11 protein-coding genes are annotated in these 17005 nt (G+C 41.5%); 9 read left to right on the top strand and 2 right to left on the bottom strand.

Translation table 11 applies throughout. The features are described 5' to 3' along the window. Positions 1-3: 3 nt before the first annotated feature. Entirely contained in the window at positions 4-546 is a 543-nt protein-coding gene (gene rbr, locus MoGM_RS00780; RefSeq protein ID WP_104368326.1) for a rubrerythrin, read from the bottom strand. Between the two features lie 115 nt (positions 547-661). Next, positions 662-1696: an asparaginase gene (locus tag MoGM_RS00775; protein ID WP_104368325.1), complete on the bottom strand. Its 1035-nt coding sequence runs from the start codon at positions 1694-1696 to the stop codon at positions 662-664. Positions 1697-1844: 148 nt separating this feature from the next. On the opposite strand from MoGM_RS00775, the gene uxaC reads away from it, so the two are divergent. The 9 genes from uxaC (at position 1845) to MoGM_RS00730 (ending at position 17005) form a co-directional block, all read left to right on the top strand. After that, on the top strand, positions 1845-3245 hold the full coding sequence (uxaC, locus tag MoGM_RS00770) for a glucuronate isomerase (protein ID WP_104368344.1): 1401 nt from the start codon (positions 1845-1847) through the stop codon (positions 3243-3245). 180 nt (positions 3246-3425) lie between these two features. Beyond that, positions 3426-4235 carry a polysaccharide biosynthesis/export family protein gene (locus MoGM_RS00765; RefSeq protein ID WP_233210087.1) on the top strand — a complete coding sequence of 270 codons (810 nt, stop codon included), beginning with the start codon at positions 3426-3428 and terminating at the stop codon, positions 4233-4235. 72 nt (positions 4236-4307) lie between these two features. Further along, complete coding sequence (glmS, locus tag MoGM_RS00760) at positions 4308-6152, top strand: glutamine--fructose-6-phosphate transaminase (isomerizing) (protein ID WP_104368324.1); 1845 nt, start codon at positions 4308-4310, stop codon at positions 6150-6152. Positions 6153-6250: 98 nt separating this feature from the next. Then, a complete protein-coding gene (locus MoGM_RS00755; RefSeq protein WP_104368323.1) occupies positions 6251-8146 on the top strand; it encodes an amidophosphoribosyltransferase in 1896 nt (631 codons plus the stop codon). A 19-nt stretch (positions 8147-8165) separates the two neighbouring features. Continuing rightward, entirely contained in the window at positions 8166-9242 is a 1077-nt protein-coding gene (gene carA, locus MoGM_RS00750; protein ID WP_104368322.1) for a glutamine-hydrolyzing carbamoyl-phosphate synthase small subunit, read from the top strand. 3 nt (positions 9243-9245) lie between these two features. Next, entirely contained in the window at positions 9246-12473 is a 3228-nt protein-coding gene (gene carB, locus MoGM_RS00745; protein WP_104368321.1) for a carbamoyl-phosphate synthase (glutamine-hydrolyzing) large subunit, read from the top strand. Between the two features lie 225 nt (positions 12474-12698). Further along, entirely contained in the window at positions 12699-13829 is a 1131-nt protein-coding gene (locus MoGM_RS00740; RefSeq protein ID WP_199181750.1) for a hybrid sensor histidine kinase/response regulator, read from the top strand. A 505-nt stretch (positions 13830-14334) separates the two neighbouring features. Then, on the top strand, positions 14335-15222 hold the full coding sequence (gene fabD, locus MoGM_RS00735) for an ACP S-malonyltransferase (protein ID WP_104368320.1): 888 nt from the start codon (positions 14335-14337) through the stop codon (positions 15220-15222). Between the two features lie 112 nt (positions 15223-15334). Continuing rightward, positions 15335-17005, top strand: coding sequence for an alpha-amylase family glycosyl hydrolase (locus tag MoGM_RS00730; protein ID WP_104368319.1), 1671 nt, complete (start codon positions 15335-15337; stop codon positions 17003-17005).

The raw sequence follows: 17005 nt of genomic DNA, 5'->3' as shown, positions 1-17005 counted from the left end.
TGATTAATAATTCTCCGGTTTTATTTGGAAATATGCTTTTTCATGATCGCATACGGGGCATACTTCCGGTGCTTTTTTGCCAATCATGATATGGCCGCAATTGCTGCATTGCCAAATAACATCATTGTCTTTTGAGAAAACTTTTTCATCCTGAACGTTTTTCAGTAATTTGCGATAACGTTCCTCATGCTTTTTCTCTACACCTGCTACAAGTAAGAATTTCTTTGAAATTTCATCAAAACCTTCTTCTGCGGCTTCTTTTGCCATGCGTTCATACATGTCTGTCCATTCGTAGTTCTCTCCATTGGCGGCATCTTCAAGATTGAGTTCGGTATGGTTTATTTTGCCTCCGTGCAAATACTTATACCAAAGCTCTGCATGCTCCTTCTCGTTTGCTGCTGTTTCTTCGAAGATAGCTGCAATCTGTACAAATCCGTCTTTTTTTGCTTTTGAGGCGAAATATGTGTATTTGTTACGTGCCATAGACTCTCCTGCAAATGCTTCGAGCAGGTTCTTTTCTGTTTTTGTTCCTTTCAAATCTTTCATAATATAAATTCTATTAGTAAATAATTGTGATGTTGCAAAGATATGTTTTTTTTGAAAACAATAATTACAACAGACTGTGCATTTATCTTTATTTGGTTATTTTTATTCTTTCTTTTCAACACGATATTTCACCACGTATACTTTTTCTCATATACTCTCTTATCGTATCCTGATCGTCAAACCTTGCTTGTAGGTACATCAATTTGGTTACAGCACTTTCAACAGTGCTGTCGTATCCACTCAGTACACCTGCTGATTTCAGTTGATAGCCGGTATCGTATCTCCCCATCTCAACTTTACCGGCCATACATTGGCTTATATTGATGATTATTTTCCCATTATTCGTGGCTTCTTTTAAAGCATTAAGGAGCCAAGGTCGCTGTGGGGCATTTCCACTGCCATAAGTCCGCATTACGATCGAACGTAGATTGGGAGTAGCGATAATGTGTCTTACCAAATCTTCACGTATTCCTGGGAATATGGTGAAGACAATAACATTATTATCAAGTCTGAAGTGAGGAGATATCGGTTTGGAGAAGTCCGGTTTTAGTATTTGTTCTTCATGGTAAGTGATATTTACACCGGCTTCAACGAGGTGGGGGTAGTTAAAACTTTCAAAAGCATCAAATTCATCGGCACTTTGTTTGGTTGTACGATTTCCACGAAGCAGATGCCCGTTAAAATAAATTCCGACTTCCGGTACCATGGATTTACCATCTTCATGTTTTGCAGCTGCAATCTCAATGCTTGTAATAAGATTTTCTTTCCCGTCTGTTCTTAATTGGCCAATAGGCAATTGACTTCCGGTAAGAATTACAGGCTTTGTCAGATTTCCAAGCATGTAGCTGAGAGCGGAAGCCGTATAGGCCATTGTGTCTGTACCGTGTAATATTACAAATCCATCATATTTTTCATAATTATCTATTATTATATGTGTCAACTCCGTCCATAACTGCGGAGACATATCACTGCTGTCTATCGGAGGATTAAACTGGATCGTTGATATGCGTGTGGGAAATAGAGACAGTTCGGGAACATTGTTGATAAGATGCTCGAAATTAAATGGTTCGAGTGCTCCAGTCTGCGGATTGCGGTTCATTCCTATTGTTCCGCCTGTATAAATAAGTAAAACATGATTGTCGTACGTCATCGTTTACGTAAAATTTTTCTGCAAAAATACGTAAATTTTTCGAAAATATGGAATAAAATTGCTATTTTTGCAACATAGGAGATATCTTGTAACAGATGATAAACAGATACGCTTAATAACTATAAATTATAAAAAATATATTCTAATTATGAAACAATTTAATGATGAGGACTTCTTGTTAGACACAGAAGTCGCACAGGATTTGTTCCACAATCATGCGGCAAAGATGCCGATCATCGATTATCATTGCCATCTTATACCCGAGATGGTGGCCAGTGACCATAAATTTAAGAGCATAACAGAGTTATGGCTGGGCGGTGACCATTATAAATGGCGTGCAATGCGAACAAACGGTATTGACGAAAAATATTGCACAGGTAAGGATACCACTGATTGGGAGAAGTTTGAAAAATGGGCGGAAACAGTTCCTTATACATTCCGTAATCCTCTTTATCATTGGACTCATTTGGAATTGAAGACTGCTTTTGGAATAACAAAGCAACTTAGCCCGAAGACAGCCCGTGAAATCTTTGACGAATGTAATGAGAAACTTCAGCAACCCGAGTTTTCCGCCCGTGGCCTCATGCGTCATTATAATGTGGAATGTGTTTGTACCACCGATGATCCTATTGATGATTTGCGTTATCATAAACAAACACGTGAAAGTGGTTTCGAGATAAAAATGATTCCTGCATGGCGCCCGGATAGAGCAATGAATATAGAAAAACCGGAATTCGCTGATTATGTCAACACATTAGGAGAAGTCGCAGGTGTTACTATCACAACGTTTAAGGATATGGTGGATGCTTTGCAAAAACGCCATGATTTCTTTACGGAAAACGGATGCAAATTGTCTGATCATGGAATAGAAGAATTCTATGATGAGGAGTACACAGACACCCAGATAGAAGCAATATTCGCAAAAGCAATGACCAAGCAAGAACTTACAAATCATGAGGTTCGCCAATACAAGAATTGTTTCTTGACTGTCATGGCCGAAATGGATGCTGATGCAGACTGGACACAGCAGTTCCATTATGGGGCAATACGGGATAATAATACTAAGATGTATGATTTGCTTGGTGCAGATACGGGATTTGATTCTATTGGAGAATTTAATACAGCGAAAGCAATGAGCAAATTCCTCAATAAATTAAATATGAAGGGCAAGTTGACACGTACAATTCTTTATACTTTGAATCCTTGTGCGAATGAGGTCATCGCTACGATGTTAGGAAACTTTCAGGGTGGTTGTCCTGGTAAGATACAGTTCGGCTCCGGTTGGTGGTTCAATGATCAGCTCGATGGCATGACTCGTCAGATGAATGCTTTGTCTGTATTGGGTCTGCTCAGTAGGTTTGTCGGTATGCTTACTGATTCGCGTTCATTCCTGAGTTATCCTCGTCATGAATATTTCCGTCGTTTATTATGTAATATTCTTGGCAATGATGTGGAGAAAGGATTGCTGCCCAATGATAAGGAAATATTATCTCGTATGGTTGAAGATATTTCTTATAACAATGCCCGTAATTATTTTAAGTTTTATTGATTTATAAACTTCTTTACGGAATAGAATTATTTAAGTTTTGAAAGTAAAAAGAATAATAAGTGGAATTTGATGTATTATACTTTGTATATTACTCTTTTTGCTTTCAAAACTTTTCTGTATAAATTCTTTGTTTAATTGGAAAAATAGGTGTAATTTTGCAAAATATTAAAATATTTAAGAATGATGACAATTACAAGAAGACTCGTTTTTCCCATAGCCTTGTTGGCTTTTATTGTCTTATTAGGCAGTTGTTCTAGTACAAAGGAAGTTGCTTATTTTCAAAACAGTTCGGAGGTAGATTTAACAGCGTCAAAGTTTCTGTATGATGCTCGTATTATGCCGAAAGATGTTCTTACAATAACTGTGAGTGCTACTGATGCAGATGCGGCTCTGCCATTTAATATGACAGTTCCTACGCCGCTAAACCAGGGTTCGCGTTCGTCCTATGCTCAGGCTTTGTTGCAAAGTTACTTGGTTGATAATGCGGGCAACATAGATTTTCCCAAGGTCGGTAGTATTCATTTGGGCGGATTGACAAAATCTGAAGCAGAAAAATTAATACAAGATAAGATTAAGCCGTATATGAGCGAAAGCGAAAATCCTATAGTTACCGTTCGTATGACAAACTATAAGATTTCAGTGTTGGGTGAAGTCAATCGGCAAGGAATGTACACGGTCGGTAATGAGAAAATAACGATTCTTGAAGCTTTAGCTCAGGCAGGCGATCTTACGATATATGGTGTACGTACAAATGTGAAACTTATACGTGAGGATTCTACCGGACAAAAATCAATCCATGTTCTGGATTTAACGGATGCAAATGTTATAAATTCGCCTTATTATTATTTGCAACAGAATGATATTGTATATGTGGAGCCCAATAAGGTTAAATCTCAGAATTCAAGTGTCGGTAGTATGACAACATTATGGTTCTCGGCCACGTCGATACTAATCTCACTGACTTCTTTATTATACAATATTCTTAATTAAAGTTTTATAAGAAGAATGAAAGAAATGATAGTTCATTAATTTCATTCTTCTTTTCTAATATATGGATTTAAAATGTGTGGAATTGTTGGATATATAGGTTGCAAAGATGCTTTTCCGATATTAATAAAAGGTCTTAGACGGCTTGAATACCGTGGTTATGATAGTGCGGGAGTTGCATTGGTTGATACTGATGGGAAGCTAAATGTATATAAAGCGAAAGGAAAAGTTGATGATTTAGTTAGTTATTGTGAAGATAAGGATAAAACTGGCAATATAGGTATTGCCCATACCCGATGGGCTACACACGGTGAACCTTCTGTAACAAATGCTCATCCTCATTATTCACAATCGAAAAACTTAGCGATAATTCATAATGGTATAATAGAGAATTATGCGGATCTGAAAGTCAAGTTAATAGCCAAAGGACGAACATTCCAATCAGACACAGATACTGAGGTATTGGTTCAGTTGATAGAATATATCCAAGAACGTAAAGAACTTGATTTGCTGACAGCCGTTCAGTTGGCTTTACATGAAGTGATAGGAGCGTATTCCATTGCCTTGATAGACAGGCGTACTCCCGATCAGATAATAGCGGCACGCAAACAAAGTCCGCTTGTTGTCGGGATCGGTGAAGATGAGTTTTTCCTTGGTTCGGACGCGAGTCCCATTGCAGAATATACGGATAAGGTTGTATATCTTGAAGACGGTAGTATCGCTGTTCTGAAAAAAGGCGAGGATTTAAAGGTCGTAAATGTTTTGAACAGGCGTTTAAATCCGGAAATACAGACTGTTGATATAAAATTAGGTCAGCTGGAGAAAGGCGGATATCCTCATTTCATGTTGAAAGAAATATTCGAACAGCCAGATTGCATAACAAATTGCATGAGAGGACGTATCAATGAGTCTACCGATAATGTTGTTCTGAGTGCTGTTATAGATTATAAAAAGCAGTTGCTTGATGCCAATAGATTTATAATAGTGGCTTGCGGAACTTCATGGCATGCAGCGCTTATTGGCAAGCAGATGATTGAGAACTTCTGTCGAATACCAGTAGAGGTCGAATATGCTTCGGAATTTAGATACCGCAATCCGGTAATATCGTCCAAAGATGTTGTTATCGCTATATCACAAAGTGGTGAGACGGCGGATACTTTGGCCGCGGTTAAACTTGCAAAAGAAAACGGAGCTTTTATTTATGGAATATGTAACGCCATAGGATCCAGCATTCCGAGGATGACTAATACGGGTTCTTATATCCATGTTGGTCCAGAAATAGGGGTCGCTTCAACAAAAGCATTTACCGGACAGGTTACTGTCCTTACAATGTTGGCCTTGGCCTTGGCAAAAGAAAAAAATACTATAAGTACCTCAGAATATCTGCGTATTGTGAAAGAGTTGCATGAGATACCGGATAAAATGTCTAAGGTCCTATTACAGAATAATCGTATTGCAGATTTAAGCCGTATTTTTACGTATGCGCGTAATTTTCTTTATTTAGGAAGAGGATACAGCTATCCAGTCGCGCTTGAAGGAGCATTGAAGCTGAAGGAGATAAGCTACATACATGCAGAGGGTTATCCGGCAGCAGAGATGAAGCATGGGCCAATTGCTCTTATTGACTCGGATATGCCGGTTGTTGTTATAGCGACACATAATGCGATGTATGAAAAGGTTTTGAGCAATATTCAGGAGGTAAAAGCTCGTAAAGGCAAGGTAATTGCGATTGTTACGGAAGGTGATGATACAATCAGCCGTATTGCCGATGAAGTTATAGAGTTGCCGCCGATGATAGAGTGTTTGGAGCCGCTAATAGCAACAATACCATTGCAGTTATTGGCTTATCATATTGCTGTATGTAAGGGTAAGGATGTTGATCAACCAAGGAATCTTGCGAAATCAGTTACAGTGGAATAAATGATTGTGGATATAAAATATTTGTAATATTAAAAAATAATCAGGACTTCAATAGGTTGGATAATAATTAGAAAATAAGGAAATTAAGGATAATATAGATGGAACAGTTAAAACATGAATGTGGAGTGGCTATGATAAGGTTATTGAAGCCGCTTGATTATTACCAGCATAAATATGGAACATGGATGTATGGTATGAACAAGCTCTATCTTATGATGGAGAAACAGCACAACAGAGGGCAGGAAGGTGCCGGTATGGCTTGTGTCAAGTTGAATACACTCCCTGGTAATGAATATATGTTTCGTGAGAAAGCGTTGGGCTCAAATGCAATAACAGAGATTTTTGCCAATGCCCAAAAAGATTTTAGGAAATTATCCACAGAGGAATTGGCTGATGCGGATTTCGCAAAAGAGAACCTTCCATTTGCCGGTGAGTTATATATGGGACATCTCCGTTATTCGACAACTGGAAAGAGCGGTTTGCAATATGTACATCCTTTCCTGCGCCGTAATAATTGGAAAGCAAAAAATTTATGCCTTTGCGGAAATTTTAACATGACGAATATTGATGAGATATTCGATAAAGTCACAGCACAAGGACAGTGCCCTCGGATTTATAGCGATAGTTATATAATGTTGGAATGGATGGGACATCGTCTTGATCGTGAGGTGGAGCGTAATTTTGTCAAAGCAAAGGAAAGAGGACTTGAAGGGACTGATATAACACATTATATTGACAATAATGTCAATTTGGGAAATGTCTTGAAGACGACAATGCCTGATTTTGATGGAGGATATGTTGTTTGTGGTCTTACTGGAAGCGGAGAGATGTTTTCCATGCGTGATCCGTGGGGAATACGTCCGGCATTTTATTATAAGAACGATGAGGTCGTTGCTGTTGCCAGTGAGCGTCCGGTATTGCAGACAACATTTGATATAGAATGTGATGATGTTACGGAGCTGAAGCCCGGTGAAGCTATTTTTGTCAATAATCGTGGTGAATGTGTTGTTGAGCAGATATTGGAACCAAGAGGTGATTCGGCTTGCTCGTTCGAACGTATATATTTCAGCCGCGGTTCAGACCGTGATATATACAAAGAGCGTAAGTTGCTTGGAGAGCAACTCACACCGGCAATTCTTAAAGCTGTGGATTATGATGTTGATCATACCGTATTCTCTTTCATACCCAATACTGCAGAGGTGGCTTATTATGGAATGCTTGGCGGATTTAAGCATTATGTCAACGACCAGAAAATAAAAGCCATAGAGAGTCTCAAGCATATACCAACTCGTGAAGAATTAGAGAAAATTTTGCACCAGTATGTGCGTTCAGAGAAAGCTGCTTGGAAAGATATAAAATTGCGTACGTTTATTACAGAAGGTAATTCGCGGAATGATTTGGCCTCACATGTATATGATATCACTTATGAAGTATTGGAGCCTGGAGTAGACAATCTGGTTATAATAGACGACAGTATTGTGCGTGGTACAACTCTGCGTGAAAGCATAATAAAGATACTAGACCGTTTACATCCTAAGAAAATCGTCATAGTAAGCTCTTCTCCTCAGATACGTTATCCTGATTATTATGGTATCGACATGGCACGTTTGGAAGAGTTCATTGCTTTCCGGGCATGCATCGAACTTCTTAAAGAGCGTGGGATGCATAGTCTTATTGATGATACCTACAAGCAATGTAAAGAGGAAATAAAGAAACCCAAAGGTGAGATTAAATGTTGTGTGAAAGCCCTTTATCAACCGTTTACAGTGGAAGAACTGAACGAAAAGATGGTAGAGATGTTAAGGCCATCAGGGGTTACAACTCCAATTGAATTGGTGTTCCAGAGTATAGAGGGGCTTCATACCGCTATTCCCAACCACAAAGGTGATTGGTACTTTACGGGAGATTTTCCTACTCCGGGAGGAATGAAACTTGCCAATCAGGCCTTTATAAACTTCATTGAGAAAGTTTATCAATACGAACAGAAGTTTTAAGAACACAACACACAAATAAATGAGAAAAGTAACATTAGAACTTGAAGATGGCACAAGGTTTCACGGTTCCTCCTTTGGTTATGAGCATCCGGTAGCAGGAGAAGTCGTATTCAACACGGCCATGATGGGATATCCCGAAAGTCTTACCGATCCTTCTTATGCCGGTCAGTTGATGGTGTTGACATATCCTTTGGTTGGAAATTACGGTGTTCCTCCTTTTACTATTAACGAGAGCGGTATTGCGACCTTTATGGAAAGCGACCGAATTTATGCCTCGGCTGTGATAGTTGCCGATTATAGTGAAGAGTTCAGTCATTGGAATGCCGGTGAGAGTTTGGCAGATTGGCTGAAAAGAGAGCATGTGCCAGGTATAACGGGTATTGATACTCGGGAATTGACTAAAGTGCTTCGTGAGCATGGAGTTATGATGGGTAAAATTCTTCTTGACGATGAGCCTGATAATATTCCCAATGCCGATTATGAAGGAGTGAACTTTGTGGATAAGGTAAGTTGCAAAGATATTATACGTTATAATGAAGGTTCTGGAAAAAAAGTTATTCTTGTCGATTGCGGAGTAAAGCACAATATAATACGTTGTCTGATAAACCGTGAGGTGGAAGTGATACGTGTACCTTGGAATTATGATTATACTTCGATGGATTTCGACGGGTTGTTCCTTGGAAACGGTCCGGGTGATCCTGACATGTGCGAAGATGCGGTCGTCGTTCTTCGTAAGCAGATGAGTATGTCCAGAAAACCTATCTGTGGAATTTGTATGGGAAATCAGTTGCTTGCGAAAGCCGGAGGCGCTAAAATATATAAATTGAAATATGGGCATCGTTCACATAACCAACCGGTTCGTGAGGTTGGCACAGACAGATGCTATATAACAAGCCAAAACCATGGATATGCAGTTGATGCAAGTACATTGGGACCGGAATGGCATGAATTGTTTGTGAATATGAATGACGGTTCCAATGAAGGTATTTGCCATGTTGACAATCCTTGGTTTACAAGTCAGTTCCATCCGGAAGCTTGTTCCGGTCCGGTTGATACCGAATTCATGTTTGATCGTTTTGTGGAAAAATTGAAGTAAAAGATGAAAGACGAAAGTATAAAGAAAGTCCTATTGCTTGGTTCCGGAGCATTGAAGATAGGAGAGGCTGGTGAATTTGACTACTCCGGTTCCCAGGCTCTTAAGGCATTGAGAGAAGAAGGAATATATACCGTATTGATAAATCCTAATATTGCCACGGTTCAAACCTCCGAGGGTGTTGCGGATCAAATCTATTTCTTGCCTGTTCAGCCTTATTTTGTAGAGCGGGTGATAGAGAAAGAGCGTCCGGATGGTATTTTGCTGGCCTTTGGTGGGCAGACTGCCCTTAACTGCGGAGTGGAACTTTATAAAAGCGGAGTACTTGAAAAATATAACGTTAAAGTGCTTGGCACTCCTGTCCGGGCGATTATGGACACGGAAGACCGTGAGCTGTTTGTCGAGAAACTCAATGAGATTGATGTAAAGACAATTAAGAGTGAGGCTTGCGAGACGATAGAGGATGCGCGTAAGGCAGCGGCAGAACTTGGATATCCTGTCATTCTTCGTGCTGCTTATGCACTTGGAGGACTTGGCAGTGGATTTTGCGATAATGAAGAAGAACTTGATAAACTGGCAGAGAAAGCATTCTCTTTTTCTCCGCAGGTACTTGTAGAGAAAAGTCTTAAAGGCTGGAAAGAGATAGAATATGAAGTGGTTCGTGACCGTTATGATAATTGTATAACGGTGTGTAACATGGAGAATTTCGACCCGCTAGGCATCCATACGGGTGAGAGTATCGTTATCGCTCCCTCTCAGACACTTACCAATAGCGAATATCATAAGTTGCGCGCTCTTTCAATAAAAATTATCCGCCATATAGGAATTGTGGGAGAGTGTAATGTTCAGTATGCATTTGACCCGCAAAGCGAAGACTATCGAGTGATAGAGGTAAATGCACGATTGAGCCGTTCCTCGGCTTTGGCATCTAAGGCTACTGGCTATCCTCTTGCTTTCGTCGCAGCCAAATTGGGACTGGGTTACGGCCTTTTCGATTTGAAAAATTCCGTAACCAAGACCACAAGCGCTTTCTTTGAACCCGCACTTGATTATGTGGTATGTAAGATTCCACGTTGGGATTTGAGTAAATTCCGTGGGGTAGATAAAGAGCTTGGCTCATCGATGAAGTCGGTTGGAGAAGTCATGGCCATCGGTCGTAATTTTGAGGAAGCCATACAGAAGGGTCTTCGCATGATAGGGCAGGGCATGCATGGTTTTGTGGAAAACAAAGAACTTGAAATTCCTGATATTGATGAAGCATTGCGTGAGCCTACCGACAAGCGTGTGTTTGTTATTTCAAAAGCCATGCACAAAGGCTATACGATAGAGCAAATTCATGAGCTCACAAAGATAGATAAATGGTTTCTTCAAAAATTGAGGCATATTATAGATATTGATGAGCGTATGAAATCGCTGAAGAGCATCAATAATCTTGATAAAGAACTCTTGCGTGAAGCGAAAATATATGGTTTTACAGATTTTCAGATAGCCCGTGCCGTAGGTCTTGAGACCGAATTGCGGAGCATGGCCAAGGCTGGTCTTGTGGTTCGCAATCTTCGTAAGCGTTACGGTATACTTCCGTTTGTCAAGCAGATAGATACGCTTGCAGCCGAGTATCCGGCCCAAACAAATTATCTTTATCTCACTTATGCCGGTGTCGCGCACGATATTGATTTCCATAAAGACAAGCGTTCTATCATTGTTCTCGGTTCGGGGGCGTATCGTATCGGTTCTTCTGTAGAGTTCGACTGGTGCGGTGTACAGGCATTGCAAACCATAAGAAGAGAAGGATTCCGTTCCGTTATGATAAATTACAATCCCGAGACGGTGTCTACAGATTACGATATGTGCGATCGGTTGTATTTTGACGAGTTGACATTTGAGCGGGTCATGGATATAATCGACTTGGAAAGTCCGCATGGAGTCATTGTGTCTACCGGCGGACAGATTCCTAACAATCTTGCAATCCGCCTTGATGAGCAGCACGTTCCAATTCTCGGTACATCGGCTAAAGATATAGATAATGCCGAGGATAGAGCTAAATTCTCATCAATGCTTAGTCGAAACGGAATTAACCAGCCGGAGTGGAGCGCCTTGACCTCCATGGAAGATATCGATAAATTTATAGCCCGTGTCGGCTTCCCGGTTCTTGTCCGCCCATCGTATGTACTGTCGGGAGCTGCCATGAACGTTTGCTCTAATGCGGAAGAGCTCGATCGTTTTCTTAAATTGGCAGCCAATGTATCAGAAGATCATCCTGTTGTCGTGAGCCGTTTTATCGAGCATGCCAAGGAAATAGAGATGGATGCCGTGGCCAAAGACGGGGAGATTTTGGCTTATGCTATATCCGAGCATATTGAGTTTGCCGGTGTTCATTCCGGTGATGCCACGATACAGTTCCCTCCACAGAAGCTATATGTTGAGACGGTGCGCCGCATTAAGCGTGTGAGCAGGCAGATAGCCAAAGAGTTGCATATAAGCGGCCCGTTCAATATCCAGTTCATGGCTCGAGACAACGACATACTCGTCATAGAGTGTAATCTGCGTGCTTCGCGCTCCTTTCCGTTTGTAAGTAAGGTATTGAAAATTAATCTGATAGAGATAGCGACTAAAGTAATGCTCGGACTGTCGGTCGAAAAGCCTCATAAGAGCTTGTTTGACCTCGACTATGTGGGCATCAAGGCCAGTCAGTTCTCTTTCAACCGTTTGCAGAAAGCGGATCCTGTTCTTGGTGTCGACATGGCTTCTACCGGTGAGGTGGGTTGTCTTGGGGACGATACGAATACTGCTTTGCTCAAAAGCATGCTTTCCGTCGGACACCGCATACCGGAGAAAACAATCTTGCTTTCAACCGGAAGCGCGAAGCAGAAGGCTGAGATGCTGGATGCGTCGAGAACCCTTGTCGCTAATGGATACAAGTTGTATGCTACCGGCGGGACTTCAAGATATCTTACAGAGAACGGCATAGAGAACACTATGGTATATTGGCCATCGGAGAAGGAACATCCGCAGGCTCTTGACATGTTGCGTAATCATGAAATAGACATGGTGGTGAACATTCCCAAGGATTTGACTGTCAGCGAACTCAGCAACGGATATAAAATACGTCGTGCGGCGATAGACCTGAACGTGCCGCTGATAACCAACAGCCGGCTGGCAAGTGCTTTCATTACCGCTTTTTGCCAGACGAGTCTTGAAGATATTGATATAAAGAGTTGGGCGGAGTATAAATAAGGTGGTGATTATGTAAAACACCATAGATGAATATCGAAAGCGGACAGCCGGTGAAAGGGCTGTCCGCTTTTTTATATTGTCATTCTGTGAAAATCATAGTGTTGATTATGCAAAACCAATCCGTACCGACAAATAGTCAAGGAAAAAATTGTACATTTGGAATATTTAGTGTATATTTGCCTATATATTAATAAAAGACAGATAATGATGGAATGTGGCAACGTATTGGATGCTAAAATAAACAGGAGCGACTATACAATTCTTATTGTAGATGATGTTGTCAGCAATGTTTTGCTGTTGAAGATACTTTTGACGAAAGAACAATTCGGAATATGTACGGCAAGCAATGGTAATGAGTGTATAGAAAAGGCAAAGTCAGAACGGCCGGATCTCATTCTGTTGGATGTCATGATGCCTGATATGAGCGGTTTCGATACGGCTGTCATTCTGAAAAATGATCCTGAAACAGCATCTATCCCCATAATATTTCTCACGGCACTCAATACTCCTTCTGATCTCGTACATGGTTTTAAGGTAGGAGCGAGCGATTTTCTTACCAAGCCTTTTAATAAAGAAGAACTGATAATGCGGGTAATGCAGCAGATATCACTTGTGGTGGCACGTCGGATAATAGAGAAGCAGAACGAGGAATTGCGAAATACGATAAGCAACCGTGACAAGATGTACTCCGTGATTGCCCATGACTTACGTTCTCCTATGGCAAGCATACGTATGGTACTCAATCTTTTTGTGAACAGTGTGTCTCCCGATATGATAGGCCCGGAGTTGTTCGGTCTGATAGACAGGGCTAATAAAGAGTCGGAAGAAACACACGGACTGCTTGACAATCTGTTGAAATGGACGAAGAGCCAGACAGGACGGTTGAATGTTGTATATCAAGACTTTGACCTTAATGATGTAATTCCTGGAATTGTGGATATTTATGTGATGATAGCTGAGACAAAACATATCAAGTTGAATTGCGATTTAGGTACAGAAAGGCTTACCGTATGTGCAGATAATGATATGCTTAAGACCGTAATCCGGAATTTTATCAGTAATGCGATAAAGTTCAGCAATGAGGAAGGTACTATTGATATAGTTCTGAGACGAGACGGCGATATGGCCCGAGTGAGCATTAAGGATAATGGAGTCGGAATCAGTCAGGATCGAATAGCCGGACTTTTTGCAAGAGGAGAAAGTACTTGTGGTACTAATAACGAAGAAGGAAGCGGCCTCGGTTTACAGTTGTGCAAAGACTTTGCCGTTAAGAATGGCGGTGATGTCGAGGTTGAGTCCGTTTTGGGAGAGGGTAGTACGTTCAGTGTCCTTGTTCCTTTGAAGAAAGCTGAATGAGCGATTGATTTGAAGTGTAATAATAAAATCACGAATTTGGCACTTCGTTTTTTCTCATTATAGAATAATAACCTTATACAGAACACTATATATAAAACGATAGACCGGTTTGTGACAATAGGTGGCGACCGGCCTTTTTTTGCAATAGGTATCCCGTTGGGTTGCATTTAGCAACTCGTTGGAAGATAACGAGTATCCCGTTGCGGTGCAACGAGCCGCTAAATGCAACCCAACGGGATATTAAATGCGTAAATACTGTTGTCCGCAAAGTATGAGTATTATGGTTCTTGGATGTATTTAGTTGATTGATAGTTGTTTATGTAAATAGAGTAAATACTGCGATTTTTTCAGCCATGGGATTTATATTTTCCAAATAATCGAAATATAAATAGTGTTTTGTAAATATAATTCAACACGGTTGCAGTGATATTCATGTTGCGTTTTGGTAAATTCGTAGAAAAATAGTAACTTTGCAATTAATTATAAATTATAACAAATATTGAATATGAAAGCATTTGTTTTTCCCGGTCAGGGAGCACAATTTGTCGGAATGGGCAAAGACCTTTACGACAATAATCCATTGGCAAAAGAACTTTTTGAGAAGGCAAACGATATCCTTGGCTACCGGATAACAGACATCATGTTTGAAGGAACGGATGAAGAACTCAAACAGACCAAAGTCACGCAGCCTGCTGTATTCCTGCACAGCGTTATCTCGGCATTGTGCCTTGGCGATGATTTCAATCCCGCCATGGTTGCCGGTCACTCACTTGGAGAATTCTCGGCTCTCGTGGCTGTCGGGGCGTTGAGTTTTGAAGATGGTCTGAAGCTGGTCTATGCACGTGCAATGGCAATGCAGAAGGCTTGCGACGTGGCTCCTTCTACTATGGCTGCCATTGTTGGTTTGCCGGACGAGAAGATTGAGGAAATATGCGCAGAAGTGAACAAGGGCGGTCATGTGGTGGTTCCTGCAAATTACAACTGTCCGGGACAGCTCGTTATATCGGGAAACATAGAGGCCATAAATGAGGCTTGCGAAAAACTTAAGGCAGCCGGGGCAAAGAGAGCGTTACCGTTGAAAGTCGGAGGCGCATTCCATTCTCCGCTCATGCAGCCGGCTAAGGATGAGCTTCAAGCCGCAATCGAGAAGACAACATTTGCAGCTCCGAAATGTCCTGTATATCAGAATGTGGACGGCAATGCCCATACAGAACCCGAAGACATCAAGGCAAATTTGATAGCACAGCTCACAAGCAGTGTGCGTTGGACGGAAAGCGTCCGCAATATGATTGCGGGCGGTGCGGATGATTTTACGGAGTGCGGTCCCGGTAAGGCTCTTCAAGGTATGATTGGTCGTATCGACAAGAGCGTGGCTTCACATGGTATAGAATAAATTACTGAACGTAATATTAGTTATGGCGCAGGTACACAGAAAGGTATAAGCAGATCTGTGTGTCCTGCGTTTTTGTTTTTATTTCCATAACGTAAGAACACCAGGCACATAAATGAAAAAAGTTATTATATATCAGGTATTCACCCGACTGTTTGGTAACCGTAATCAAACCCGTAAGGAAGGCGGTACCATTGAAGAGAACGGAAGCGGCAAAATGCGTGATTTCGATCGGGAGGTATTGCGGAGAATAAAGGCATTGGGAGTCACACATGTATGGTATACCGGAATTATACGTCATGCCACAACAACAGATTATTCGGCTTTCGGTATTCCATGTCAGCATCCGGCTATAGTGAAAGGACGTGCCGGATCTCCGTATGCCATTACCGACTACTATGATATAGACCCGGATATAGCCGATGACGTAGACAATCGGATGGCTGAGTTTGAGGCGCTTGTGGAGCGCACACATAAGGCGGGAATGCAAGTGGTAATAGATTTTGTGCCTAATCATGTGGCACGGCAATATCGTTCGATAGCGAAACCCGACGGGGTGAAGGATCTTGGCGAGACAGACAATGATGGAATGCACTTCTCGACGGATAATAATTTTTATTATTGCTGGGGCATGCGGTTTAGTCCGGATATTGATTTAAAGGGTGAAGCGGATGAACCGTACATGGAGTTCCCGGCAAAAGCGACTGGGAATGACCATTTCGGCTGTTCTCCGGGACGCAATGACTGGTATGAGACGGTGAAGCTTAACTATGGCATTGATTATTGTGATGCCGGCGGCCGCTCCGAACATTTCTCTCCTGTTCCCGACACATGGAACAAGATGACGGATATATTGCTTTTCTGGGCATCAAAGGGCGTAGATGCTTTCCGTTGTGATATGGCAGAGATGGTACCGACCGCATTTTGGGCTTGGGCGACGGACAAGGTGAAATGTCGTTATCCGGAGATAAAATTTATTGGCGAAGTATATGATCCGGCGCAATATAGAAACTATATATCGGCAGGTTTTGACTATTTGTATGACAAAGTGGGAATGTATGATTGTGTGCGTGATGTAATCTGTGGACACCGCCAGGCTTCGGATATCACATGGCAGTGGCAGGTTACCGATGACATACGCAGCCACATGTTGTACTTTCTTGAAAATCATGACGAGCAACGCATTGCGAGTGATTTCTTTGCGGCCAGCGGTGCCAAAGGGGTGCCGGGGCTTATCGTCAGTGTGTTGATGCGCCAAAATCCGTTCATGCTTTATGCCGGTCAGGAATTTGGAGAGTCAGGGATGGATAAGGAGGGATTTAGTGGAGTAGACGGCCGCACTACTATATTTGATTATTGGTCGGTGCCTTCTGTTTTCCGTGGGTATTATGACAGGCGTAAACAGACAAGAGAGGAGAGAACGTTAGGGGCCGTATATGCCAAAGTGCTGAATGTGGCTACGAATGAACAGGCAGTGGCAGAAGGTGAGTTTTATGATTTAATGTATGCAAACAGCCATATAGGTAGTAATCTTTATGCGTTTTTGCGGAAGTATGGTAGTGAAGCGCTTCTCGTGGTTGCCAATTTCTCGAGTGAACGATCTGAGTGTGACGTGAAAATTCCTGAACATGCTTTTGACTTTCTTGACATGCCTGAGGGGAGATATCAAGCAGAGGATTTGTTGACGGATGATAAGATGGTGCTGTCTTTGTCCAAAGGAAAGCCGGTCAGGATGAGTGTCGGCTCATGTTACGGTCGTGTATGGAAATTTTGTTGTAAGCATTGA

The sequence above is a fragment of the Prevotella sp. MGM1 genome (assembly GCF_002933775.1).
Lineage (GTDB): Bacteria > Bacteroidota > Bacteroidia > Bacteroidales > Bacteroidaceae > Prevotella.
This window is presented reverse-complemented; position numbering and strand designations above follow the sequence as displayed.

Excerpts from the sequence above, each read along its gene's own strand:
- rbr (WP_104368326.1), bottom strand. The coding sequence starts at position 546 with ATGAAAGATTTGAAAGGAACAAAAACAGAAAAGAACCTGCTCGAAGCA.
- MoGM_RS00775 (WP_104368325.1), bottom strand. The coding sequence starts at position 1,696 with ATGACGTACGACAATCATGTTTTACTTATTTATACAGGCGGAACAATA.
- uxaC (WP_104368344.1), top strand. The coding sequence starts at position 1,845 with ATGAAACAATTTAATGATGAGGACTTCTTGTTAGACACAGAAGTCGCA.
- MoGM_RS00765 (WP_233210087.1), top strand. The coding sequence starts at position 3,426 with ATGATGACAATTACAAGAAGACTCGTTTTTCCCATAGCCTTGTTGGCT.
- glmS (WP_104368324.1), top strand. The coding sequence starts at position 4,308 with ATGTGTGGAATTGTTGGATATATAGGTTGCAAAGATGCTTTTCCGATA.
- MoGM_RS00755 (WP_104368323.1), top strand. The coding sequence starts at position 6,251 with ATGGAACAGTTAAAACATGAATGTGGAGTGGCTATGATAAGGTTATTG.
- carA (WP_104368322.1), top strand. The coding sequence starts at position 8,166 with ATGAGAAAAGTAACATTAGAACTTGAAGATGGCACAAGGTTTCACGGT.
- carB (WP_104368321.1), top strand. The coding sequence starts at position 9,246 with ATGAAAGACGAAAGTATAAAGAAAGTCCTATTGCTTGGTTCCGGAGCA.
- fabD (WP_104368320.1), top strand. The coding sequence starts at position 14,335 with ATGAAAGCATTTGTTTTTCCCGGTCAGGGAGCACAATTTGTCGGAATG.
- MoGM_RS00730 (WP_104368319.1), top strand. The coding sequence starts at position 15,335 with ATGAAAAAAGTTATTATATATCAGGTATTCACCCGACTGTTTGGTAAC.